Consider the following 23765-nt stretch of genomic DNA (forward strand, 5'->3'; position numbering starts at 1 on the left):
TGCACTAGATTTGCTACTAAATATGCACTAAATATGCACTGGATTTGCTACTAAATATGCACTAAATATGCACTGGATTTGCTACTAAATATGCACTCAGAATGCACTGATTATGCATCATACCTCTAAAACCCTTTATTTATGGGCTTTTTTGAACTCGGTACATCCAATAATATAAGCTAAAGAAATTTCAGATTCGTTAATAAGATGCTTTGTCCAACGTATTGCAAAGCCAATTTCTTCTGCTATCTCTTCGTCATCCATCTCGTAAAAATACTTCAACAGAATAATTCTCTGATCCGCAGGGGATAGTTTCGCAATTGATTCAAGTATAAAATCTAAATACTCTTCTATGCGCTCATTCTCTTTCTTTGCCGTTTCCATTTTCTTCAATACAAGATTTCCATTTGATGAAGATCCTGTAGATCCTCCTGGTACCTTAATTATGCTACCTTCACTTTTAGATACATCTTCTACTGTAATTCTAAACTTAATTCGCTGAAAGGACTTTAGATACTCATCAAGATTTTCTTTTGTTCTTTTTATATCTAAATCCTTTTCTAATGGTTGCATACTAACCCCTCCATTCTTCTAGTCCTTTAGTTCTTTACGCAATCTTTTATAGCCAGTTAATTGCATCCATCTTAGAGAATCACGCACTTCTTTATAAGTTGGATTTTTTCTTTTCTCAATTAAGTGTGTACTTTGTATTTCAAGTAACATATCTAATATATCCTGAAGACTTTTTACTGAAATATTCCCAGCTGCACAATTTATTAAATTCATCTTCAACAAATTAAACTGGCCTAGGTCAAATTCATCATTACTTGTTTTCTTCAAACTTTTCTTCATGACTCCAGTCAATTGTAAGCCATAATGCACCTTTTGATTATGGTTCATTTACAACGTCCTCTTGGCCCATAATTTCTAGTATTCTATTCAAATCATCATTACTTGTATATTTTATAGTTAATGATTTTTCACTGACTGTCACTTTTGTCGCAAAAGCTGATTGAAGTGCATGCTCAAGTGTTTTTAAATGTATATCTTTTTCTGCTCTATTCTTTTTCTTTGGTCCTGGGTTAAGTATTTTAGTTAATTCATCATCCTGTTTATCACCTAATTTTGCTAACTTACCAGCTTGTGCCAGAGTTATTAAATTGTATTTTAATGCTTCCTTTACATTGTTAGAACCCTTCTTATAAACTCTTAAATAAGTTCCCACTTGTGTATCCTCTATTGGTGAATCATCAGCTATTATCTTCCTAAGGGTACCAGTGATAGGTTTTCCTTGTACTAAATCTCCACGCTCTCGTTTTTTTATAAGAATTTCCTCTTTTTTACCAATTGCGATCATCGTATCATATGGTGACAATTCTTCTCTCTCCAGATTTGAATCAATCATAAGTAAATCATTATCTAGTTCATCCTCATCCTGAATCACACATCGTATATACTCATATTGTTTCAACCCCTCAACTTCAACTACATAAGTTACTGCCTGGTGGCGATGATGCCCTGCTAAAATTGTATAGGTACCATCACCATTGTCTACTACATGCACACTATCAAATAACTGTCCATTTACCTTAATTGAGTTCACAATCCTCATCACTGCATCCTGATTGATCACTCGATTCTCTTTATGTGGTACTAGTTCATTATAATGTATCAACTTAGTTCTTGCTTTTACTTTTAAGTGTTTAGATCCAATACTAACAGTAGCTGCGTCAGTTTGTTGATTAAAGATTTCATCAACTCTGTTTCTTTCATTCATCTCCTGTTCCTCCTTTTAATTTTTCTTTTAATTTATGCAAAGAATTTCTTTAGTGACACTTGTGGCACCAACTAGTTCTTGATGCAATTCTGGAATTTTACTTATCATTTCAATCAGATATATTAATAAAACAATCAATATAATAACAATTGCAATCAAACATAAAATGCAAATAACTGCTAAAACTATGATACCTGCCGAGAACAGTCTTAATATCCAAATCTTATGTTTTATACATCTGTCCTTGCAATCAATTAATAGTATTTTCCATTGCAAATGCTCTAAGATGTTACTTGTTAAAATAATGATACCGATTAATAAGAAAACTATAGTTCCTAGTAACATCAACTTACAACTCATCTCAAATATATATATTCTCATACTCATATATATAGTCGATCTTTTATTTCATTGATTAATTGTTCATATGCAATAGTGACTTTTGCTTTTGGTCGGAAAATCGCTAATGGTTTCCTTGCTTTTTGTGCATCATTTACGCATGTTGAATGATAGATGATTGTATCAAACCGTTTTGACTCAAGATGCTCTTCACAATATGCAGCGTCGTTTATTAAATCTTTTTCTGCATTGGTATTCTTATCAACATTTGTTAAGAAGAACCCTAATATATCTAAATCAGGATTATACATTTTTCTAATTCTTACTAATTCTTCCTTCAGTTGGGCCAATCCTTCAATTGAGAAAGTACCAGGATAAATTGGGATTAGGAGATGATCGGCTGCAGTATAACAATTATGTGTTAACTGCGTAATGAGCGGAGGACAATCAATCAATATCACATCATATTCATGCTCTATATTCATCAGTGCTTCTCTTAGCATCTCTGGAGAACTCAAATCATTCATTGATGTTATATTCTGTAATGTGTTTGCTGATGGAATAAAATCTAAATATTCGCTAATTTTAACTCTCGCTTCCGCATGTTGAGTTACAAACTCATAAGCTGTTGTTGTATCTCTCTGTAACCTGACTTGCAGTGCATTCGTTGATGAATGCTGTGGATCAAAATCGATTAATAATGTCTTTATCTTATTTACTGCTAAATTGTTACTCAATTCTATACTTGTTGTAGTTTTCCCACAACCTCCCTTTTGATTAGATATTGCTACTGTTATGGCCATTGATTTGGTCCTTCCTTTCTTTTAATAGTTTATAGATCTGATCTTCTGCATACTGCATAATCTGATCTGTTAATTCATCATTCTCTTCATCAAGTTCATATGCAGAAGCACGACATCTTTTAAAGACGATGTCCGTTATTTCATCTACTTCTTCATCTGTAAGTTCAATTGATATTGGTTGCAGATACGCTCCTTTTATGAACTGTGTTTTAATTGTATGTTTCAATGTTGTAACCGAATGTTTCTCTTCAGCTATTCTACTCATAAAGAAGATACTTAATATTAGTAAGATAACTCCCAGCAATAGAACACCAAATGAAATTGATGAAACCAAATAACTGGACCAACGATAATATGCTATGCATATTAAACTTCCTGCTAATAGATATCCTGCTTTTCTTTCACTCTCATAAATACTTCGTTTTGATCTAATCATTAGAGCATTTGCTCCTATAACCGCAAACAAGGGTATAAGTGCAATCGCACCATCTAATAATATATTTATCATTCTCTTATCCTCTACCTCCCTATGATGTCAGTCACTGACATTTTTCCTATAATCGATTAAATTATTTAATTTAAGAATTGCTTTCAGTTTGTCTTCTACTTCATTGTTTCCTAGTGAAATTCTAAAAAATATCGTTAGAATTTTTGGATACTTTGTAGAAAGATAATGATTGTAAAAATCGCTTTTGAATTTTTTTGATAGTTGTTTATAGTCGCAAATATAAACATCTTCATTGAATAGTTGAACTGCACCTTGAATGTTAATAATTGAGTATCTTTGTCTTTCCACTTTTATAATTATGTTTTTATATCTGTAGCGATAACTTTTGTAAAATCTGTCCTTCTTAGATTCCAATAACACTAATCCTAATTTTTCTAGTTTGTACTGTTTTAATCGATGTGACTTATATAGCAATTTATCATACATGCTAAGATATTCGCTCAGAAATACAAGTTTTATTACTGCTATCACCAGCAAAGCCAATAGTATGTTATTCACTTTTTTTAATCTCCTGAATCTTGACGTATGTAAACTTTGATGTATTCAGCTTGGTTGTTTCGTTATAGAAGTCTGTCATAAGTTGTCCTGTAATCAAAACTTCATCACTTTTCTCATACTTCTCGCAAATCTCTTCAGCTAATTTTCCAAATGCTTTACAGTTAATATAATTTTTCCAATTACCAAGTGTATTCTTTAATACAAAATGCACTGATAATCGATTGCTTTTATCATTTCGTTTTAGTGATACATCTGTACAGATGGTTCCTTCAACTTGAATTTTATTTTTCATATTATCACCTAGATTGAATCTCCTCTCTCACTTTCATATGCTCATACGATAAGTAGATTACTTGTTTATTAAAATCCCTATAGATTAATTTATTCATATTTGTCTTGCGTTTTATATGCAGATGACTCATAAGAAATTTCTTTTTTGATACTTCATTATTCATAGGATCTACAGTTTCGATAACAATAGAATCGTGTGACTTTATTGTTGTTGGTTTAAAGTTATTTCTTCTGATACTAATCTTTCTCTCGATCCATACATTTAAAATTTGTTCATTATCGATCGTATTGCAAATTCTGTTGTACGTTCTTTTATATGCTTTCTTCTGTAGCTGAGAATAGATTATTGAAATTACAACTACAAAACTAATAATTATTACAAAGAAGATTGTCATTCTTGTTGTCATATTTTCCTCCTATCCAAACATACTTAATTGTTCTGGCTTACGTTCTTTTGCATATGATTCACAGTTTACATATTCTAAATCATCTACTGTTTCTATCCATGCTGGTGTTCTGTTTTTACACAAACAACCACATTTCAATTTCCCACTTGGATCTCCATCTTTATAGAAAATTTTATCTTTCATGAGATAGATGCAATTCTTACACGACTCTCTCATCCTTTTTTCCTCTAGTTCTTTCTTTATAGTAATCATTGAAGAATTTAGCTACCTCATTTTGATTAACTTCTTTCTTCTCAATTAATAAATCTACTAATGCTACTACTAATTCTATGTTTTCTTCTACTATTTGTTTTGCCTGTTCAAAACATACCTTTGAATCTTGTTTCACCTTTTCATCTATTTCTTGAATAAGCAGCTTCTGATGTTCCGTATCAAACACTTCTAGCTTTACTGGTGTAAATGAATGATTCATCAAATATTCATTTCTCCAATAGGTTTTTAAATTCTGTGTAGCGTTTTCGATATCAAAATCAGCCCCAAATTTTATGTTAGTAATCTTCTTAAACACTTGATCAGCTGCTGGACCTCCATAACTCATCATTGCTCGCTTTCTTATATAATCATTAGAGAGAAATAATAAACTAGTGAAATGTTGTGAATCGATGGTAACATAACCACCTAAATCATTCTCTAGATTCTTTATAATTGAAATGTAGTTGACTTTAAACCCACACATTCTTGCAACAATTGCATGTCCTGCTTCATGAAATGCTACTTCTTCAGCAATTAAATCATCCATTGCAGCTATATAATGATCATCTGCATGTTCGTTATCATACTTCTTTCTTAATTTTCCTACTCCTGTTAATTCAGTCGTTTTCTGTTGTTTATAATCTCTACCAGAGGAAAGTGTAACCCCTAGCAGTTTTTCACCTACTTTTGATGCATATACAACCATATATACCATTATCAATAACCCTGTAGACTGCAGAAAACAATTGATAATGCAATTTGTAATATAATCAACCATACCAATATCAAGATCAGATGAAGAATAAGTCATTATAAATATCGTTGTATAGAGAAATTTCTCCATCATATTTTCTTCATTATCCAATAATGAATATCTAAACATTCGTACAACATTCTCCATAACACCAATAAATACGAGAAGTATTTGAACTGTTTGTCGATCTAATTTGAAACCAGCTTGAATTGCAACAAGCAAAATCCCAGATATGATTACAATCCTCTTTACCAAATAATTCCATACTAGTAACATCTTTTCTTTCATGTAACCTCTAAAAGATAAGTTTCCACTCATTAGAATTTACCTTCTACAAAGTTAGCTATGGCGTGATAATTCTTTTCAATTTTTATTAAAATCTTTTTATCATATTCTTCTCGCCTCTCTACTTCACGAAATAATCGTTTGTCTGTAAGTTTCCCTACTTCTTTTCGAATCAGTTCTTCAATAACAGAAGGTTCCAGAGCATCTAACTCCCAACTCTCTGGACCATACTTTTTGATATATCCATCAGCACGAGCATCTGTTGTTTTTGCTGGGTTCGGTGGTGGCCCATATAGTTCAATCTGTTTCATTGTAAGTGCAACACGTTTTACTCTTACATCTGCACCAAACAGATTTAGTCTTTCCTGAATATCTCTGGTCATATCAATTCCTGAAGGGTCATGATCTCCTAAATGAATAATCGTCCTAGACTGCTTTTCAAATTGTCTTATAAATCGTTGTGCTGCATTCCACATTTCACTTTGTGATGTATATCCTCTACAGGAGAAGTATGGAACATCTAATTTAGTTGCTGCTTGGCCAACAATTCCAATTAAAGCATCTTTTTCAACCCAGACTTCAACATAGTTCGGTTGATCACGCCAACGATCTAACATATAACTGTATCTAGCTGATGATATTACATCAGCTGGTGTACTCCAGTGTGCATTACCTCTGAGTGACCTCGTTCTATCAGTAATCGCATCCCAATCTATTAATCCAGCTAATCTTGCATCATTGATTAGTGACCCAATATTCTTGTAGCTGCGCTCAGAGTTCTCAATATACCCTCTTGCGACTAATTGATAGTAAACTTGACGTAAGGTCAAATCATATCCTTGACTCCCATAATCAGCTAATACTTCGTTAATTAAAGCAATTTTCTCCATTGACTTCCTATTAAACTTCTTTTCTACATAGCATTTTTTTGGCATACTATTTATCCCCCTTTTCTTTCTTTTGCTTAACTTCTTTATGATCGCTTAATAATGCTGGTACATCATTAAATAAAAATATGATTTGCATATTTGTGTATTCTTTTATAGTTTGCTCAATTGTTTTTAGTAAGAAAATACTTATGCTTTTCCACCTGCAGTCAATGATCACTGTGTGTGCATTATCCAAGCTCTGTCGATATCGCTGCGGATCATAAAGTAAATCTAATAACATAAATAATGCATCCTCTTCTACATCTGCATATGGAACTTCGCTTGATAAATCATAAATCCTAAAGAACTGCACTCCTTTAATACCTGGAAACTCTTTATAGGTATTCCAATCACTACCAATAATCAATGTTGTTCCTTCAGATTGTTTCGCATATAAGTATTTTCTTAAAACTGAAAACCGACAATGCCCTGGCTCTCCAGATAAGAAACTTATTTGGTCACTATGAATAATATGTGTGCAACAATACTCTTCAAATTCATCAATGTAATAGTAATACTTACTACTTATATCTAATTTCTTTACTATGAAGTTATATCCTCCTACATAGTATTTACCTAAAACGTAATCCATATAAGCTTCAAATTCTTGATCTACTTTTGGATTCCTCTGCATAAGAAACTTATCTAATGAATTACTAGGTGGTTTATCATATGTATATGGATATCCATATACTCTTTTATATCTCCAAATATCTCTCATGATACAAAGCAACCGTTTATGATTAGATGCATATAGCAACTTTGAAGTGTATTTTTTACAATCATCAATTAGTAAATAGTTTTTCTTTGTTTTCCAATACAATTTTGGACTATACTTTTTTTCCTCCACAGTATAACGATACAATTCTCTTGATCGTCTAATTAAAACATATTCTATTAATCCCACTAAACATCACTTCCTTTATCATTTTCAATCTTCATTTTGTCGTAACTAGGCCATTCTTCTTCTGAAATATCATCAAATTTCCTTCCCAATAAAGGTCTATATAAAACTCTTAGTCTGTCTGTACCAGCACCCACATTGATTCCAAGTACATAAGCTAACAAGACTATATTTTTTATGTGTTCTTCAATTAACTCTTCAGTGACAATAGGTTCTTCACCTATTTGTAGACATATAGGATTTATTCTCACATCTGACTCCTCACTTCCTGATTTATTAAATAATATCTTCTTAATCAGATAATACGACTTGATTTACCTCAGTAAAAAACTGTTTTATCAATACACGTATATTCTCTTCCAACTCATCAACCTTTTGATAACAATATCTAATTAATCTCAAATTTCCTTCTGCATCATGAAATTCCTGCTTTTTGAACCTAGACCGATATTTCTCAAATATACCCACTAACTTATGGTAAGCTTCACTATGAATCACCGTTGGATCCTTACCAGGGTTAAAGTGATCAATCGAACGATCATAACTCATTTCATGTTGCAGCAAGAAGTTGATTGTGTACTGAATCGTTTCTTTAGCATAATTAATCATTCCAATTCGTCTTCGAATCACATTTGCATATGTTGGCTTATTCTGTCGTTTATATAATATCTTTCCTGCCTGAACACCTTTTGTATGTACTCTCTTCAATGCATTTAATACTTTGATTTTTAACTTCTCCATGAATTCAGGAAATAAATCTCTGCCAGTACTGGTCTTTCCATAACTGAAGGTTCTCATATTTTTAGAAAACATTGAGTCATTAGGCACTTTCTTTCCTTCCTTATCAAGATAGCAGTCACCTTTCTTCTGTTTTATAAGCATATGTTCTTCAGGACAACCTCTTTTAGGAAATTTTCCTGTTCGTTTGTCGAGAATCACATCTTTTCGATACAACTTATATTTCATATGGCCCAAATAGTATCGCTCGACAATAGTAACTAGTGCATATGTGGCTCTACCATCATGTACTTCTTCAACTGTATATGGCAGCAATATTTTCTTATGCTTTTTGATATATGGATCATTTGAATAATCAGATTCCTTTAATCCTAGTTCATTCACTTCTTTCACAAACTCTTTTATAAAATGCCGTTTTAACTTACTTGTATTTACACTTTTGGGATACAGTACCTTTAATTGGACTGCATATCTGCTCTTTTTATCCTTCTGTTCATAGTTTTGTAGAAACTCATCATACTTTGATACAAATTCATCAATTTCTAATGGTAAATTATCAACTATAAAATCTGACCTAGACCTATTTTTGTAATACCCTATAAACTCATTTTTATGCATTACCTTTTTCCTAATGTAAACATTGGATGCTGATCCATCATACAAAACATCAATTTTCTTAAAGATATCTTGTTGGTGGTATTTCTTTCCATTCAAATACATATTCAAGAACAATTCATAATTCAACCGATACTGCATTGGTAATTAACCCTCCGTATATATACGCACCTTCGTATCCGAGATGCTTCCTTTTTTTGTTTTTTGTCAAAAAAATAATAAATATTCAATTTTTTATCTTTACACTCTGTAGATTACTTCTCTCCTGCAGGAGCCTTTCTACATCGGTTTATCATTGGCTCCAAAGCTTGTGAGCGCTTCATAGTGCCTATTCTGGGGATGAAGAAGTAGATTTGCTGATTCTCTTTCAAATCTGAGTATTTACGTCTATATGCGACGTTTAGCAAGAAATCCTCATACTCCTCTAATAACTTCAGTTTTTCCTCCCGATTCATTCCAATCAGACAACACTCATCCATAAGTACAATTGCTGTCTTCTTCAGCATTTTCTTTTTCTTTCGCTTATTCATGGCATATCCCTCCCTGAACTTCCCTCTTTAATTATCGACCTTGGTCGCTTTTCATTAATCATCTGGATCATGATTCTTCCTTCTTCTTTTCAGTTCCTTCACATCCACTTTCACAACTTTGGTAATATACACGAATGCTTCTATATAATGAAACCCGAATAACAGTTTCTTTAGTACTTTCTTTTGTTTTCTAGGTAATCTCTTCTGTAATCTATATATTTCTTTAGTTAAGCTGTAACAAAGTAAATAAATGTCACCTCTTGATTTTCCATATCCTGAACATCCCAGTATTAGTGACGCCCTTTGTTTTCGATAACTCTCCTCTGTGACTGGAGTAAATAGTTCTGGTTTAACATAAGAAGCTGTCCTTCCTCTTGATGTGGTACCAAATCTAAACCCTATTTCGTTTGAAAACTCTTCATCTTTGATTAGTCCATCTTTACTCATAGTTAGTCTCCATCTCCCTTTGACTCTTTATCTTTGATTTCTATTACTTCATCATAGATTTCAAGAATAAATGATGCGTATGTTAGAATCATTAGCGCCCCAACCAACAATGTTAAAAAGCCATATAATAATGATTTTATATTTAATACTTTCCCTTCTAATCGATTCAAATAAGTGTTATATGCTGAATCAATCCGCTCATTCTTCCACTCCGCATATTCAATATAGTCATTTTCACTTTGCTTATCTAAAATTGGTATTTCATAATATAACCAACTATCTGTTAACTTTCCATCATCGTTGTAAATTCGGCCTACATCATAGGATATTGAATACTTGACTACATTTGCCTCAACTCTTATTGAGTTTCCTTTTACCCATTCAAGTTTTTCGGATTTTCGAATGTTCTTGTACACGTTCAGTTCTTCATTCCAGACTTTGTACTCATATTGAGTTTCACTTTCACTATAAATTTCACCTGCCTCATCAATAAAGAAGTCATAAACTAACTCTTCCTGTGTAACATCCACTTTTTCTTCTATATATTGCTCTTTATTTATAGGCTGTTCTTTAATATTTTCTTTATAGAAGTCAATTGCAAATGGAATATAGAAGTATAAAGATGCCGAAGCAACTATTGTTGCCACCAATATCATAATGACAACTGACCATCTTACCTTATATTTCTTTTTCATTTTATGTATTACCTTTCCTCAATGCTTACATAGCCTTCACAGACGTTTCCGTAGCGTCTACTGAGTGTTTCAACTTCACTTAATGGATAAGTTACATTGAGATTTATTTCCCCACCCTCGTACTCACATGCAACATAACCTTGACTAGAAGTATATCGCTGATCCCCTGGACAAAATATTCCTTCATATTTTCCGTATACAATCACATAGGCACATCCAGTTTCATAAATCAGGATATCTCCCTCATATAGTTCTTGCTCGTAATTATCTTTTCTATCTATTGCGAATTGAATAATGTATCTTTGCTTTTCATTTGGCATAAATTTCACAGTTTGTAATGTTACCTGGTGCATCTGTGTTAATGTGTCATAGGATTTCACCTTCGCAACAAATAAACCACCTTTTTTATTAGTTGTTATTACTTTGCATAGCGATCCATCACTAGCTAATACAAAACCGCTGTAATACATTTTCTTTTTTACTGTGTCATAGACTCTGAATTTACGCATGTATTAATCCTCCTATTGCTTCTTGACCCTGATCAGGAATTCTATTCATCAGGTTTTATTATCATCAGTTCACAAGTTGTTACATGATTTATTGATGAATTAAATAAAAATGTAGTTGTTACTTCTCTTTTATATTGATATTCTTCTCCATATATGACATTGCAGTTCGCTATAGATTGTTTATATAGAGTTTCATTTTCATTGTAATAAATATCTGATTTGTCCAGCTCTGAATAATTCTTTCTTTCAACTAGTTCTTTGATTTCATCTATATTTTCAATTTCATACTCGTATATATCGGTTGCTGTTGAGGTTTGGAAGAAGAAAACATAAACTATTAGTACAACAAGACCTATGCCAACAAACCTTTGAATTGCATCCTCTGCAGTTGCAATAAGTAGTAGGGCAAACAGAAATAAACTGAATATAAGTATTACAAGATATACTATATTCACTCTGAAACTTCTTTCTGTATCATTTCAAAGAATTCCTCAATAAATAAGTATGATCGGATTCTCATTCGATTTCCCTCTCCATTCTCAAATACACTGTATAATTCTGCAAACGAACCTTCTAATCCAACATATTTGAGCAAATCACCCTTTTTAACGTAAACATCAGATCCATCTTCTATTGATTTGAATGTCTGAAACGATACCCATACTTTCAATTTATATAATTTTCCTCTTACTTTCATGAATGGCTCCTGGGTGTAATCACAGGACCATTTTTCTTTCTCTAGTTTTACTTTCACTTGGTGAAATAATTGAACAATACTACTATTTTCATAACTGTCCCAACAAGTATCAGCGACTCCTGCTTCTTCGAGTAAATTTTCATGCTCCAATATTGCGTCTTCTAATAGTTTTTTCATCAGTTTCTCCTTGAGTGTTTATCAATAATCGTTTTTTTAAATTCTTTTATTGTATTCACATTTTCATATATGATTATCAGCTTACTGCAATTCAATTTTGTGTATCTATTTTTTGTGTGTTTAATGATCACGACACTCGCAATACCATCATTCTTTCGTTTTGTATCTGCAGCATGTTCTGCTGTTGATAAATCCTTGTACTCATTAATCTCAATTTCATTCTCAGCTACATCGTAATAACCTACAGTATAAGTATTAGTATTCTTAAATCGTTGCAGATATACTTTTGTAGCTATGCAAAGCATTAAAGAAAATAGAACAAGGAAAGGACATACTACAATCCAGTGAAATACCTCGATGTGATATAACTGTTCAATTACCATCCCCAGAGTACTAAGGGCAAGCATTGTTGATGCGGTAATAATCATCAATATGATAAGACCAAGTAGATGTATAATAAAATTCATGATAACGTACAATAATCGCCTTTTATTTATCTTCATCTCTTCCTCCCCTATTTGTGCGTTGGTAAATATATTTCATACTCATATGTATATCCATCCAGGTTATTAGATATTTCCTCTTCAAATTGAAGTAACCCAAACAGATAATTTGTAGTTTCCATTACCTTATATTTTTTCGTTGTATATGGTAACTCGATTGTATTTTTATCTAATGTTAAACCAATACATTTAATTTTTTTAGATTCCTTTTCATCAAACGCTACCTCAACCTTTCCATACTCATAATTCGTTTTTTCGCTACTCATATAACATAACTGATCATAATTAATTTCATCACTTTGGATTACTTTAAATTTTTGATTTTCATCTAAGTAAACACTCTTATCATCTAAACTGAATCCATTATTCATCGATGAATAGCTGTTGTATATAATAGTTGATTCAAGTGAACCTACTGATGAATCTGGATAATACTGCTTGTAAGCGATAAAGTAATATTTTCCATCATCTCGTTTCTTAAATACCATAACTTCTGAACCTGACTCAATTCCAGACTCTAAAATCTTTGAAGTTGTTGTATAGTAACCAAATACAGCTACAAATAGCATGCAAGAGAATGCAATACTTGCTTTCAGCCTTCGATTTGTTCGCCATATAACTTTCAATGATTCCCTTAATCGATATCTCATACTTCTTTCATCTTCATATTTAAATGCTATTGAGTGATTAATTATTCTCTTTATTAAAACGATTAATAATATCGCAAGTGTGGCCAGAACGATTACCTTTGCAATTAAATGAATGTACTCTTCAAAAAATGCCTGTATATCCTCTATAGGTATTCCTACTATTTTCATAATTGTCTACTCCTTATTTTATTGGTATAATTGCCTTGTATCTGTGTATATCCCTTTCCTGCAGATGCATTGGATGCTCATCCTATTCTGTTTTACACCCGAGCATCCTTTTATTTACCACGAAAGTGGTGCCTGGAATAAAGAAAGGATCAAATTGAATGAGGTCGCATGTGGTAACTTAGTAACTCCAGGCTTGATTACACATTACATATACAAATCCTGATCAGCAAAATCAGATTTATATATCCTGATAATTTAACGGCTATCAGGCATCCATATCTACTTACTACATCTTTCATCATTTGATAAAGATGTTTTTATTTTCTCTTGATTTATCTATTAGCAATCAAAATTTTTATACCATTCTTCTGCATAATCTTGCATAACAAGTATTCCTTCTGCTCGATAACGACTCGTTATGATTGTAGCCAGAAACCTTGCTTCTACTTCACTCAGGTGTTGATCTTCAACAACTACAAAATCAAACCTTGAAAAGTCAATCATCCTTAACACTTCAAAAATACTCATGCTGCCACCACAAACGTAATGTATAATGTCTTTTGTAGCTTCCCTTGTAGCAATCTGTTGATATTCTTGATAGTGATCATTCCCAGTAATAACAATACATTTCATTAGTTTACTGTTTGCTTGTAGTTGTTCACTTGTATAATATGTCTTGCCGCTCCCTGAAGACCCAAGTACAACACTTAATTTTTCTAGTTCTCTTACAATCATTTGGCTATCTCCTTTTTCTTTGATACAATTATTCATATATATCTGATTAGGATTTTCCTCCAATCCAGATGTATATCAGGGTGTCCATTCTACCCAATTCAATCATAGACACTCTTTTTTTAGTAGATGCCTAAGGTAAAGCAACGGGATATGTTGTTGCTTTTAATCAGATAGAAGGGCTTTCTATTTACCTGATTTGTCTTAGGCCAACTCTGATCAGTACTAAACGGGCAGTTTTACATTCCTAATCAGATATATATAAATAATCTTTTATAGTTTGTAGGAAGAGGAAAGTCATCAGAAATTTGGAGGGCTACTGATTACTTTCATCTCCTCGTACAATCACATCTCAGATACCAGTTGTTTTGATATCTTTCTATCTTAATTAATCTGTAGTTATATTGTTACTATCAGAACAATTAATCCGTTCATTTAGTGACCTGCAGTTAGTTATCCCTACTGCAGATACTGTTCCCATAAATACTATAAATACAATTGCATAAATCATATTTTTAAGTCCTTTCCTTTCATACTTGTTACATAAAACTCATGAGCTAAATTTCTTATCTTGTAAGTTATCAATACCGTAACTACTTATCTTTTTAGTTCTTCTATAAACACTTAGCATTGATTCAAGCACTGCACCTTCTCCACCTTCATAGGTGTCTAGCTCTAAATCGATTCTTTCAAAGTTCTCATCAATAATGTTTATAATCATTTCAATCCATTTACCTAATTCTTCAATTGTTTCAACAACATATTCTTGGGACAAATTTCCTTCGATTACTTCATCAATATCTGCATGAAGGTCAATACCTAACGATTCAAATAACTGTTCTAAAGCTTCTCTTCTTTGTTCTTCCGTGACTCCAAAGAATATTCCATCAAAGCTCATAATTCACCTTCACTTTCCGATTTATTCTCAATCTCTATATCTGGACCAGTTATTGTAATGATCCTTGTTACTTTTCCTTTGTTAATAACATAAATCTTTACTGATTCTTTATTTACACATGTTTCCATGCGAAATCTACTTCCTGGTTCTGATCGCTTCAATCCTAAAATCGCTCTATTTGCATTTTCAAGTGAAGTCTTAAATAATTCATAATTAAATTCTTTCATTTTTTTCTCCTTTAATTTCTCTTTTCGTAATTCTCCAAACAAACGTAATGCAGTAATATAATCTGCTGGTGATCCATCTTCTTTGTATATGTAATCACCATTGTTCATAAAATCATTACCTTCATTCACCCATTCATAAACATCTAATCTTTCCTCATCTGTAGCATTCATTCTTTTTAAGTACACTTCCACCTCATCAAGGTAACTGGACCATAATGCAGCATAGCTAAACTCTGTCACATCTTGTAATTTCATAGTTCTTTACTCTAACTCTTTTCTATTATCACGATTCAATTTCCTATTGATATCATTCAATTCCACAAAGATTTGCCACAGGATTATCATTAACGACAATATTCCTGTAGGTTCAAGGTCTTCATTAAAATATAGTTTGTATCCAATCAATACTACATAGACTAATGTTGTAAACGCTGCTACTGCAAATCTAAAGTTTTCTGCTTTCATTATTCATACACCACCTTAGTTATATTCTCCTAGATGAAAATCTGTAAGCAGAATCCTTGCCTTTAGAATTGATATTTCTTTTAGCAATAAACTGATTCCTTCATCTCTTTTCTTAAGTTCTAGATATCCTTCTGCTTCTTCTATTGTGAAAAACATAGCTACTAATCTACCCATGTCTTCCACTGCATTTTCTTCAAATATTCCAAATATAATATCGTTTATCATTTCTAACTCCTTCTATATTCGTTCAATAATATAATTGGTAACTGCAGCGCTTTTCTTCTTGCGACCAGCGTTACTTCGTTTCTTATTATCAATTGGAATTGCATTCACATCTTCTCCTGCATGGTTTTCTTTAACAATCTTGACACTTACACCTTGTCTTTTCAGGTCATTAATAATTCTACGTTCACTATACTGATCAACAATTCGTTTAGGTAATAAACATGTTCTTTCTCTTCTGTGGATTAAAATATTATAGATCCACGGTTCTAGTAATTGTTTTTGTTTCATCATTCATTCACCTCTTCTTTGTAGTATATTGTCTTCGCACATTTCAATAAATTATCATAATCTCCATTATGAGATGCTATTAATAAAATTGTTGATACAATTTGACTATCATCAAGTGATTTATAGTCTTCATTTTCTCTATCATCTCCTGCAAAAATACAAGTTCCTGCAATGACGTCGTTATAAAGATAAATACTTGGTGGAAGATTTTTAATTTTACCTTCCTCATTGCATATCAAATTTACATTACAATCTAATCTCACATTCTCTATATGACCACCTACAAGTTCTTGTAAAACTTCAAGTGTATTTTCAATTTCTCTTGCTTCAGGCATTTTACTTGGTTCGTATACTAGTACCTTAATCTTTCCCATTAAATTTCTCCTTTAAATCCTTAATTGCTGTTACCATTGCATTCACTGAGTGATTAATGAACTTAAATACACCACTTTCTTCTCTCATGTAAACTCCAATGCTTACTCAATGTGTATCAGGATCGCTATCTTTCAATTTGTAGAAAGTGGAAACTTTTATTTCAAACTTGTAAAATATAAGACTACCTATTTCTAAAACTCTTACTCTGAATCCATCAGGATGCTCTGATAATAACTTCCAATTATCTTCATTTCTTATATATTCTTCACGTAGTTTATTATTCTTCAACATTATGCTTTCTCCTTCGTTATTAATCTTTTGATCGTGTATAAGGTTCTTCATCAAGATGAAGTTCCTCATCGTATATGAATTGTGAGCCAATCACGATTTCATTAAATTGAGTTTCATTAACATAATACGTGTCATATATCCATTCATTATCCTCCTCAGAAAATGCTTTTATGTGAATTGCATACCTTTCTGGATAGTAGTATACGTACTGTTGCAGATAAGTTGTACAACTATCACCATTACAAATCGACATTGGAATTAATTGTGTTGTGTATGATTCTGGTTTATATTCTTTTTCATATACTTCACCTTCCGTCAATTTATGATTACTACATGCCACTGCTAGTAATACTAGTATGATCATCATTAGAATTCTTTTAATAACTTTTATCATTTCCTATAACTCCTTTATTCTTCATATGTAAGTCTTCATTTACTGAAGAAGTTGTGGTCGGGCCAAGTGGACTTGAACCCTTTTCCATGCTTTACTTATTCCTTGTTGGATATTGCTTTTTATGAATCCTATTTAATTGATCATAAAGTTGATCTATTTGACTGCTGATTCTTAGAAATTCCTGGGTACCAAAAGCTGCTTCTAATTCGACTGTTTTATCATCTAATTTCTTCATTACTCTTTCATATTGAACTTCCAAAATATAATCATTTATCTGTTTATCTATATCTTTTCTGAAATATCCAAATCCATTACTTAGAAAGAAATCAATGATTTCTTCTTTCGTACAATTCTTCATCAACTTCAGATAACGTTTATCTTCCATAAATAAACCTCCATTTTTATCAAATACTATTGAAATATCTTTTAAATTTGCTATAATATGAGTGTAGACATGACGAAAAGTTCAGTAAACTATTACTTAAATTTTGGATCATGTTCGATTAGTAATCTAATTCATGGTTTGGTCGCCGGGAGAATTAGATTTTTTTTTCGATTTCATGATTACTTCTAGCCGTTAATAACTCTGCTGGTGTACAACCTACATACTCTGCCATCTGAACAATCAGCTGTAATTGGATTGTTGGGTGTCGCTCTCTCACAACCCTAGTAAACCAACTTGAGTTCTTATCATATGTTTCTGCAAATCCCAATCTTGTCTTATTGCATTCATCTAGCTTATTAATAAAGTTTGTATATAACACATCTGTTACTTGCATAATATCATTTGATTTCTGTTTCATATTGCACCTCCTTCCTTGAGCCTATATAAACAAAAAAGAGACTCTCCAAAGATCAAAAAGTGATCTTTGAAGAGCCTCTATTCTTCTTCAAATGGTGGTCCCGGTCGGAATCGAACCAACGACACAAGGATTTTCAGTCCTTTGCTCTACCGACTGAGCTACGGGACCATTTGGTTGCGGGGACAGGATTTGAACCTGCGACCTCCGGGTTATGAGCCCGACGAGCTACCGAACTGCTCTACCCCGCGATAAATGGTTTTTCGGTTATTCAATTTTAAATTTAATGGCGGAGGAACTGGGATTCGAACCCAGGCGCCAGTTTCCCGACCTACCGGTTTTCAAGACCGGACCCTTCAGCCACTTGGGTATTCCTCCGAATATAAATTTGAATATGGTGGACCCTACAGGACTCGAACCTGTGACCCACCGGTTATGAGCCGGATGCTCTGACCAACTGAGCTAAGGGTCCAGCTACAAAAAAGTTAAAATAAATGGTGGCTGAAGTGAGACTCGAACTCACGACCTTCCGGGTATGAACCGGATGCTCTAGCCAACTAAGCTACCCAGCCAAATATTTTTTACTGGTCGGGAAGACAGGATTCGAACCTGCGACCCCCTGGTCCCAAACCAGGTGCACTACCAAGCTGTGCTACTTCCCGTTGTAGTTAAAAGAATGGCGCGCCCAGCAGAAATCGAATCCACAACCTTCTGATCCGTAGTCAGACGCTCTATCCAGTTGAGCTATGGGCGCATTAATAATAATTTTTGCATCTTTACAGCGCTTTATCATAATACCAAACTTCTATTCGCTTTGCAACCCTTTTTTACTAAAATTCTAAGAAAAATTCATTCCATTATTGATTATTTTTGCTGTATCAATTACACTTGAAAGCAGAGGGACTCAATTCATGAAACATGTTTTTATTATAAACCCAACGGCTGGGAAGTCAAATCAGTCGAAAGAACTATCTGAACAGATTAAAATAGCCTTTGATGGGTATGACTATATAATCGAATTAACCAAGGAAGAATATCATGCAACAGAGCTTGTGAAGCAATATGCAAACACTGGAGAGGATATTTGTTTTTATGCATGTGGAGGAGATGGAACATTAAATGAAGTTGTTAATGGTGTCTATGGCTATCCTAATGCGAAATTAGCAATTGTTCCAATTGGAACAGGAAATGATTTTATTAAATATTTCTCTGATTATACAATTGATGATTTTTTAAAGCTTAAGAATTATCACGAAACAATTGATGTACCAAGCGACTTACTTACATGTAATGGAAGAATCTGTTTAAATATTGCATCGGTTGGATTTGATGCGAATGTGGTGCAAAAGGTGGAACGATTTAAACGACTTCCATTTGTTAATGGAAAAGTCGCTTACTTACTATCTGTATTTAATTGTTTCTTATCATCAATGAAGTTTCATCACAGTTTAGTTATTGATGGAGAAACCATACCAGCAAAAGATTATATCTTTATTGTAGCAGCCAATGCAACGTATTATGGTGGTGGTTTCAATCCTACCCCTTCAGCTACTATCGATGATGGGTTAATTGATGTGCTAACAATCAATGCTTTATCTCGTTTAAGAGTTGTTAGTTTAATCAGCAAGTATAAAGCTGGTAAGCATTTAGATTATGATTTTGTTACTCATAAGCAGTGTAAGAAAATACAAATACTAGGTGATAAAGAAATTATTCTAAATATGGATGGAGAAGTAACTCCAGAAATGAATCCGGAAATAACATTATTAAGTAAAGCAATTACATTAGTATTACCAAAAAAGTAGTATCCTTATATATAAGGATACTACTTTCTTATTGTGCCATCGCCAACAACTATATATTTATAAGAAGTCAGTGCACTTAATCCCATTGGACCACGTGCATGGATTTTTTGTGTGGAAATCCCAATTTCCGCTCCGAACCCAAATTCTTCACCATCCGAGAATCGACTAGATGCATTTGCATATACTACTGCACTATCGATTTGGTTTAAGAACTGAGTAACAACATCTTGGTTTTCACTAATAACTACATCTGAATGATGGGTTCCATATTTGTTAATATGCTGAATTGCTTCTGTTACATCATTTACAGTTTTTATTGAAATCTCATAATCTAAATATTCTTTAGCATAATCTTCCTCGTTTGCAGGTATCATATCTGCATCATACTTACAAACAACTTCATCACCATGCATAATTACATTTTGCTCTTTTAATGCTTTTACTAATAACGGTGTAAACTCATCAACTATATCTTTATGAATCAATACACTTTCACATGCATTACAAACACTTACACGCTGACATTTTGCATTCACAATAATATCAATCGCCTTTTGAAAATCAGCATCTTTATCCACAAATACATGACAATTTCCAGTACCAGTTTCGATAATAGGAACACTGGCATTTTCAACCGTTGATTTAATTAGGTTTGCCCCTCCACGAGGAATCAGCAAATCCAAATAGTCAGTCAGTTTCATAAAGGCAGTTGCGCTTTCTCTTGAAGTATCTGTAAGCAACTCCACAAAATGCTCACTATATCCAGCATTTGTAATTCCTTGTTTCATTGCAGATACCAAAGCAATGTTGGAATAGATTGTATCTTTACTTCCACGTAAGAAACATACATTCCCTGATTTCAGGCACAGAGAAGCAGCATCTACACTTACATTTGGTCTTGCTTCATAAATCATCCCAATGACACCAATTGGTACACTTCGCTTTGTGAAATGTAGTCCACTACGATCCCATTCATCCAATACAATATTACATGGATCAGGAAGTGATACTACCTGAAGTACTCCACCAATAATTTGATCTAATCGTTTTTCATCCAAAGCCAAACGATCCACAAACGATTCAGGACGTTCATTCTTTCTCGCCTGTTCAATGTCTTTCTGATTTGCTTCCAAAATACTGTCTTGTGCTTGCTTTAAACTTTCAGCAATCGACTTTAAAATCTTATTCTTCGCATCTGTATCCAAATTCATTAACTCATAAGATGCGTCTTTACATGCTTTTCCTTTTAGAATTAATTCACTCATACCTTATCTCCTTTTGAATAACGTACCTACATGCTTGTTATCTACAACATCATAAATCACATTCAAATCTTTTCCATTACAGATGACCATATCACAACCTGCTTCTGTTGCAATCTTAGCCGCTGCAAGTTTCGTAATCATTCCTCCAGTTCCAACTTTTGTGGAAGTATCTTCTGCCATTGCTTCAATTTCTGAAGTCACTTCTTCTACAATTGGAATCAATTTTGCATCTTCATGTTTACTAGGATTCCTATCATACAATCCATCGATATCACTCAATACAATCAACATCTCTGCTTTAATTAATTGAGCAGTAATAGCACCAAGCGTATCATTATCACCATATACCAACTCTTCTGTCGCTACACTATCATTTTCATTAATAATAGGAATCGTACGGTATGACAGCAATGTCTCTACTGTTCGTGTCGCATTCTCACGTAATGTATCATCTAAAATTACCCGTTTTGTCATTAGCATCTGTGCAACTACTTTTCCAAACTGTGAAAAGAACTTATCATAAATATACATCAGTTCACATTGTCCAATCGAAGCCACTGCCTGTTTATCGCATAAAGTTGAGGGGGTAGATTGTAACTGCATTCTTCCCATACCAGCTGCCACAGCACCACTACTAACAAGAACAATTTCCATTCCCTTGTTACTTAGATCACTGATAATCTTTGCAAGTTCTTCAATTTTTCTCAAATTCAATAACCCACTTTCATGAGTTACTGTACTAGAGCCAACCTTAATTACAATCCTTTTCATTTTATTTACCTCAACTTTTAATTTTTATAATTATACCCCATTCATATTACAATCTCAATGAAAAAGGAGTATAATTACATTATCCTGCAGGGGTGGTGGAATGGCAGACACGCTATCTTCAGGCGGTAGTGAGCATACGCTCGTGAGGGTTCAAATCCCTTTCCCTGCACCATTATTAAATACAGTTACACTCAAAGAGTGTAATTTTTATTTTATTACAACCTTACTAGATTGTGATTTCTACAAACATGATATAATATTTTTGTAAGTAAACACTTTAGGAGAAACAATATGGGACTATTTAATAAAGCTAAGAAAAAGAATGAAGAAATAGAAGAGGAAATCACAGCACCTGGATGGGATGCAATTACCACACGTTTTGAGCAATTGTACCCTGGACAAAGTGATCCAAAGCATTATGCCACACTTATTAAATATCGACTTGGTGGTAATGACCCTCTCGATGGTGTAAGTATCTATGATGCAGGAGACTTCTGGCATTTTGTTACCTATGGGTTTTCTGATTTGTATGAGAAACATCAGGAAGATGATCCAGAGTGGAGTGGTGCTGGTTTTGAACTTACGGTAAAGCTTAAGAAATTACCATGGATTGATGAAGATGAAATCAAAAATGTTGTAGGTATTTTACAGTCACTGGCTCGCTATGCATTTTCTTCACAAAGAGGATTCCAACCTTATGAATACATTTGGACAAAACAGACTGATGGGTTTGATGCAAAGGCAAAAAGTAAACTTACTGGATTTGCAACCGCACCTGATGAAGCAGGTCTGATTGAAACTCCACATGGTAAAGTTGAATTTATATGTGTTGTAGGTTTAAGTGATAAGGAATTACGAAGTATCGTGGATAAAGAATCAACAACAAAAGAGATATTAGAAAAAATCGGAAATTCATTAACCGATTATGAAAGAGATGAAGTAGTATAAAATGATAAAGTGGAGAAACTTAGCAAGTTTCTCCTACTTTAGATGTTAATAATAATTTATATCTGCAACTATATTTCTAAGTGAAAATACGTTATAATAAAAAAGCACGCAGGGATGGTGGAATGGCAGACACGCTACCTTGAGGGGGGAGTGAGCGCATGCTCGTGAGGGTTCAAATCCCTTTCCCTGCACCAATAGAAAAGACAAACGCTCAACATATAGAATTGAGCGTTTTTATATACTTAAATAAATATGCTATAATCCATTTGAATAATGATAGAACATAAAAATTATATTGTGTTCAGATGGGAGAGAAGAATGTTAGAAAATAAAAGACTTAGAATATTGTCAGTAATAATGGTAGTGGTATTCTCAATCACCTTTACCTTTGGAGTATTTGGTAACCCCAACTTCAATATCTATGATTTCTGTATGAACCTTGCTTCAGAAATTATTGGAATGGTAATTGCATTAATTTTAGTAGATGCCTATGTAAAAGAGAAACAAAAGAAAAGTTAAAACTGCGAATGCAGTTTTTTTCATATAAAAACACTAATGATAATATTAGTGTCGAATTACATTTTTAAACTTTTCTCTGGCAAATGCTTTCTGTTCATCATCTCTGGCTATGAATACTGCTTGCATACCTGAAACATCATCATGATTTACTTTTAACTCTTTGAATAAATTCTGTGCTTTTCTAGTCAAAATCATATCTGCAGTTGTATCTGGTTCCTCAATCATAAACACTACATTTTCTTCCGATTCTTTCTTTCCGCAAATTATATATAACTCAACCATTTTC

40 protein-coding genes and 9 tRNA genes are annotated in these 23765 nt (G+C 33.0%); 5 read left to right on the forward strand and 44 right to left on the reverse strand.

Annotated elements, in window-relative coordinates:
* Positions 1-135: 135 nt before the first annotated feature.
* The 41 genes from J2S15_RS16320 to J2S15_RS16520 all read right to left on the reverse strand — a co-directional run bounded on the left by J2S15_RS16320 (position 136) and on the right by J2S15_RS16520 (position 18925).
* Positions 136-573 carry a sigma factor-like helix-turn-helix DNA-binding protein gene (locus J2S15_RS16320; protein ID WP_307410264.1) on the reverse strand — a complete coding sequence of 146 codons (438 nt, stop codon included), beginning with the start codon at positions 571-573 and terminating at the stop codon, positions 136-138.
* 18 nt (positions 574-591) lie between these two features.
* On the reverse strand, positions 592-900 hold the full coding sequence (locus tag J2S15_RS16325) for a hypothetical protein (protein ID WP_307410266.1): 309 nt from the start codon (positions 898-900) through the stop codon (positions 592-594).
* On the reverse strand, positions 890-1777 hold the full coding sequence (locus J2S15_RS16330; protein ID WP_307410268.1) for a ParB/RepB/Spo0J family partition protein: 888 nt from the start codon (positions 1775-1777) through the stop codon (positions 890-892). The genes J2S15_RS16325 and J2S15_RS16330 overlap by 11 nt, the downstream gene beginning before the upstream one ends.
* Positions 1778-2160: 383 nt before the next feature.
* On the reverse strand, positions 2161-2919 hold the full coding sequence (locus tag J2S15_RS16335; RefSeq protein ID WP_307410270.1) for a ParA family protein: 759 nt from the start codon (positions 2917-2919) through the stop codon (positions 2161-2163).
* The gene (locus tag J2S15_RS16340) at positions 2894-3427 is read right to left on the reverse strand and encodes a hypothetical protein (protein WP_307410271.1); all 534 of its coding nucleotides are present in this window, start codon (positions 3425-3427) and stop codon (positions 2894-2896) included. Before J2S15_RS16340 ends, J2S15_RS16335 begins: the two co-directional genes overlap by 26 nt.
* Before the next feature lie 27 nt (positions 3428-3454).
* The gene (locus tag J2S15_RS16345; protein WP_307410273.1) at positions 3455-3925 is read right to left on the reverse strand and encodes a hypothetical protein; all 471 of its coding nucleotides are present in this window, start codon (positions 3923-3925) and stop codon (positions 3455-3457) included.
* Positions 3918-4217, reverse strand: coding sequence for a single-stranded DNA-binding protein (locus J2S15_RS16350; RefSeq protein ID WP_307410275.1), 300 nt, complete (start codon positions 4215-4217; stop codon positions 3918-3920). The genes J2S15_RS16345 and J2S15_RS16350 overlap by 8 nt, the downstream gene beginning before the upstream one ends.
* A 4-nt stretch (positions 4218-4221) precedes the next feature.
* A complete protein-coding gene (locus J2S15_RS16355) occupies positions 4222-4623 on the reverse strand; it encodes a hypothetical protein (protein ID WP_307410277.1) in 402 nt (133 codons plus the stop codon).
* A gap of 9 nt (positions 4624-4632) precedes the next feature.
* A complete protein-coding gene (locus tag J2S15_RS16360; protein WP_307410280.1) occupies positions 4633-4806 on the reverse strand; it encodes a hypothetical protein in 174 nt (57 codons plus the stop codon).
* Between the two features lie 16 nt (positions 4807-4822).
* The gene (locus J2S15_RS16365; protein ID WP_307410281.1) at positions 4823-5917 is read right to left on the reverse strand and encodes a site-2 protease family protein; all 1095 of its coding nucleotides are present in this window, start codon (positions 5915-5917) and stop codon (positions 4823-4825) included.
* A 29-nt stretch (positions 5918-5946) separates the two neighbouring features.
* Complete coding sequence (locus tag J2S15_RS16370; RefSeq protein WP_307410282.1) at positions 5947-6849, reverse strand: hypothetical protein; 903 nt, start codon at positions 6847-6849, stop codon at positions 5947-5949.
* Between the two features lies 1 nt (position 6850).
* The gene (locus tag J2S15_RS16375; RefSeq protein WP_307410283.1) at positions 6851-7750 is read right to left on the reverse strand and encodes a hypothetical protein; all 900 of its coding nucleotides are present in this window, start codon (positions 7748-7750) and stop codon (positions 6851-6853) included.
* Entirely contained in the window at positions 7750-7998 is a 249-nt protein-coding gene (locus J2S15_RS16380; RefSeq protein ID WP_307410285.1) for a hypothetical protein, read from the reverse strand. Before J2S15_RS16380 ends, J2S15_RS16375 begins: the two co-directional genes overlap by 1 nt.
* Before the next feature lie 40 nt (positions 7999-8038).
* A complete protein-coding gene (locus J2S15_RS16385) occupies positions 8039-9241 on the reverse strand; it encodes a hypothetical protein (RefSeq protein ID WP_307410286.1) in 1203 nt (400 codons plus the stop codon).
* 113 nt (positions 9242-9354) lie between these two features.
* A complete protein-coding gene (locus J2S15_RS16390) occupies positions 9355-9630 on the reverse strand; it encodes a hypothetical protein (protein WP_307410288.1) in 276 nt (91 codons plus the stop codon).
* A 54-nt stretch (positions 9631-9684) separates the two neighbouring features.
* Positions 9685-10077, reverse strand: a complete 393-nt coding sequence (locus tag J2S15_RS16395) for a hypothetical protein (protein WP_307410289.1) — start codon at positions 10075-10077, stop codon at positions 9685-9687.
* Between the two features lie 2 nt (positions 10078-10079).
* The gene (locus J2S15_RS16400; protein ID WP_307410291.1) at positions 10080-10772 is read right to left on the reverse strand and encodes a hypothetical protein; all 693 of its coding nucleotides are present in this window, start codon (positions 10770-10772) and stop codon (positions 10080-10082) included.
* Positions 10773-10780: 8 nt separating this feature from the next.
* On the reverse strand, positions 10781-11281 hold the full coding sequence (locus J2S15_RS16405; RefSeq protein ID WP_307410292.1) for a YopX family protein: 501 nt from the start codon (positions 11279-11281) through the stop codon (positions 10781-10783).
* A gap of 41 nt (positions 11282-11322) precedes the next feature.
* The gene (locus tag J2S15_RS16410; RefSeq protein ID WP_307410294.1) at positions 11323-11736 is read right to left on the reverse strand and encodes a hypothetical protein; all 414 of its coding nucleotides are present in this window, start codon (positions 11734-11736) and stop codon (positions 11323-11325) included.
* Positions 11733-12155: a hypothetical protein gene (locus J2S15_RS16415; RefSeq protein ID WP_307410295.1), complete on the reverse strand. Its 423-nt coding sequence runs from the start codon at positions 12153-12155 to the stop codon at positions 11733-11735. Before J2S15_RS16415 ends, J2S15_RS16410 begins: the two co-directional genes overlap by 4 nt.
* Positions 12155-12622 carry a hypothetical protein gene (locus tag J2S15_RS16420; RefSeq protein WP_307410297.1) on the reverse strand — a complete coding sequence of 156 codons (468 nt, stop codon included), beginning with the start codon at positions 12620-12622 and terminating at the stop codon, positions 12155-12157. The genes J2S15_RS16415 and J2S15_RS16420 overlap by 1 nt, the downstream gene beginning before the upstream one ends.
* Positions 12623-12669: 47 nt before the next feature.
* On the reverse strand, positions 12670-13476 hold the full coding sequence (locus J2S15_RS16425) for a hypothetical protein (protein ID WP_307410299.1): 807 nt from the start codon (positions 13474-13476) through the stop codon (positions 12670-12672).
* 339 nt (positions 13477-13815) lie between these two features.
* Positions 13816-14211, reverse strand: coding sequence for a glycosyltransferase family protein (locus J2S15_RS16430; protein WP_307410301.1), 396 nt, complete (start codon positions 14209-14211; stop codon positions 13816-13818).
* 385 nt (positions 14212-14596) lie between these two features.
* A complete protein-coding gene (locus J2S15_RS16435) occupies positions 14597-14719 on the reverse strand; it encodes a hypothetical protein (RefSeq protein ID WP_307410303.1) in 123 nt (40 codons plus the stop codon).
* Positions 14720-14758: 39 nt separating this feature from the next.
* Entirely contained in the window at positions 14759-15106 is a 348-nt protein-coding gene (locus tag J2S15_RS16440; protein WP_307410305.1) for a hypothetical protein, read from the reverse strand.
* Positions 15103-15588: a hypothetical protein gene (locus tag J2S15_RS16445; protein WP_307410307.1), complete on the reverse strand. Its 486-nt coding sequence runs from the start codon at positions 15586-15588 to the stop codon at positions 15103-15105. Before J2S15_RS16445 ends, J2S15_RS16440 begins: the two co-directional genes overlap by 4 nt.
* 6 nt (positions 15589-15594) lie before the next feature.
* A complete protein-coding gene (locus J2S15_RS16450; protein ID WP_307410309.1) occupies positions 15595-15798 on the reverse strand; it encodes a hypothetical protein in 204 nt (67 codons plus the stop codon).
* A 15-nt stretch (positions 15799-15813) separates the two neighbouring features.
* Positions 15814-16023: a hypothetical protein gene (locus J2S15_RS16455; RefSeq protein WP_307410311.1), complete on the reverse strand. Its 210-nt coding sequence runs from the start codon at positions 16021-16023 to the stop codon at positions 15814-15816.
* A gap of 12 nt (positions 16024-16035) precedes the next feature.
* Complete coding sequence (locus J2S15_RS16460) at positions 16036-16314, reverse strand: hypothetical protein (protein WP_307410313.1); 279 nt, start codon at positions 16312-16314, stop codon at positions 16036-16038.
* Positions 16311-16685: a DUF3846 domain-containing protein gene (locus J2S15_RS16465; protein ID WP_307410315.1), complete on the reverse strand. Its 375-nt coding sequence runs from the start codon at positions 16683-16685 to the stop codon at positions 16311-16313. Before J2S15_RS16465 ends, J2S15_RS16460 begins: the two co-directional genes overlap by 4 nt.
* Positions 16686-16791: 106 nt before the next feature.
* Positions 16792-16977, reverse strand: a complete 186-nt coding sequence (locus tag J2S15_RS16470) for a hypothetical protein (protein WP_307410317.1) — start codon at positions 16975-16977, stop codon at positions 16792-16794.
* A 19-nt stretch (positions 16978-16996) separates the two neighbouring features.
* A complete protein-coding gene (locus J2S15_RS16475) occupies positions 16997-17371 on the reverse strand; it encodes a hypothetical protein (protein ID WP_307410318.1) in 375 nt (124 codons plus the stop codon).
* 91 nt (positions 17372-17462) lie between these two features.
* Complete coding sequence (locus J2S15_RS16480; RefSeq protein WP_307410320.1) at positions 17463-17756, reverse strand: type 2 periplasmic-binding domain-containing protein; 294 nt, start codon at positions 17754-17756, stop codon at positions 17463-17465.
* A gap of 154 nt (positions 17757-17910) precedes the next feature.
* Positions 17911-18174 carry a hypothetical protein gene (locus J2S15_RS16485; RefSeq protein WP_307410322.1) on the reverse strand — a complete coding sequence of 88 codons (264 nt, stop codon included), beginning with the start codon at positions 18172-18174 and terminating at the stop codon, positions 17911-17913.
* A gap of 92 nt (positions 18175-18266) precedes the next feature.
* Positions 18267-18342 (reverse strand) — tRNA-Phe (locus J2S15_RS16490).
* A 3-nt stretch (positions 18343-18345) separates the two neighbouring features.
* Positions 18346-18422: transfer RNA gene (locus tag J2S15_RS16495), tRNA-Met, on the reverse strand.
* 36 nt (positions 18423-18458) lie between these two features.
* Positions 18459-18549, reverse strand: a tRNA-Ser gene (locus tag J2S15_RS16500).
* Between the two features lie 17 nt (positions 18550-18566).
* Positions 18567-18643, reverse strand: a tRNA-Ile gene (locus J2S15_RS16505).
* Between the two features lie 23 nt (positions 18644-18666).
* A tRNA-Met gene (locus J2S15_RS16510) sits at positions 18667-18743 on the reverse strand.
* 13 nt (positions 18744-18756) lie between these two features.
* Positions 18757-18833, reverse strand: a tRNA-Pro gene (locus J2S15_RS16515).
* 15 nt (positions 18834-18848) lie between these two features.
* A tRNA-Arg gene (locus J2S15_RS16520) sits at positions 18849-18925 on the reverse strand.
* Positions 18926-19082: 157 nt separating this feature from the next.
* Here J2S15_RS16520 and J2S15_RS16525 point away from each other — a divergent pair.
* Entirely contained in the window at positions 19083-19976 is an 894-nt protein-coding gene (locus J2S15_RS16525; protein WP_307410324.1) for a diacylglycerol/lipid kinase family protein, read from the forward strand.
* 20 nt (positions 19977-19996) lie between these two features.
* Here J2S15_RS16525 and J2S15_RS16530 read toward each other — a convergent pair whose 3' ends face one another.
* Positions 19997-21241, reverse strand: a complete 1245-nt coding sequence (locus J2S15_RS16530) for a glutamate-5-semialdehyde dehydrogenase (protein ID WP_307410325.1) — start codon at positions 21239-21241, stop codon at positions 19997-19999.
* Positions 21242-21244: 3 nt separating this feature from the next.
* Positions 21245-22012 carry a glutamate 5-kinase gene (proB, locus tag J2S15_RS16535; protein ID WP_307410327.1) on the reverse strand — a complete coding sequence of 256 codons (768 nt, stop codon included), beginning with the start codon at positions 22010-22012 and terminating at the stop codon, positions 21245-21247.
* Between the two features lie 86 nt (positions 22013-22098).
* Here proB and J2S15_RS16540 point away from each other — a divergent pair.
* The 4 genes from J2S15_RS16540 (at position 22099) to J2S15_RS16555 (ending at position 23479) form a co-directional block, all read left to right on the forward strand.
* A tRNA-Leu gene (locus J2S15_RS16540) sits at positions 22099-22184 on the forward strand.
* Positions 22185-22303: 119 nt separating this feature from the next.
* The gene (locus J2S15_RS16545; protein ID WP_307410329.1) at positions 22304-22960 is read left to right on the forward strand and encodes a suppressor of fused domain protein; all 657 of its coding nucleotides are present in this window, start codon (positions 22304-22306) and stop codon (positions 22958-22960) included.
* Between the two features lie 108 nt (positions 22961-23068).
* Positions 23069-23154 (forward strand) — tRNA-Leu (locus J2S15_RS16550).
* Positions 23155-23278: 124 nt separating this feature from the next.
* Positions 23279-23479, forward strand: a complete 201-nt coding sequence (locus tag J2S15_RS16555; protein WP_307410331.1) for a hypothetical protein — start codon at positions 23279-23281, stop codon at positions 23477-23479.
* Positions 23480-23524: 45 nt separating this feature from the next.
* Here the strand turns inward: J2S15_RS16555 and J2S15_RS16560 are convergent, their stop codons facing one another.
* Positions 23525-23761 carry a hypothetical protein gene (locus J2S15_RS16560; RefSeq protein ID WP_307410333.1) on the reverse strand — a complete coding sequence of 79 codons (237 nt, stop codon included), beginning with the start codon at positions 23759-23761 and terminating at the stop codon, positions 23525-23527.
* Positions 23762-23765 lie beyond the last annotated feature (4 nt).

It is taken from the genome of Breznakia pachnodae (assembly GCF_030814225.1).
GTDB lineage: Bacteria > Bacillota_I > Bacilli_A > Erysipelotrichales > Erysipelotrichaceae > Breznakia > Breznakia pachnodae.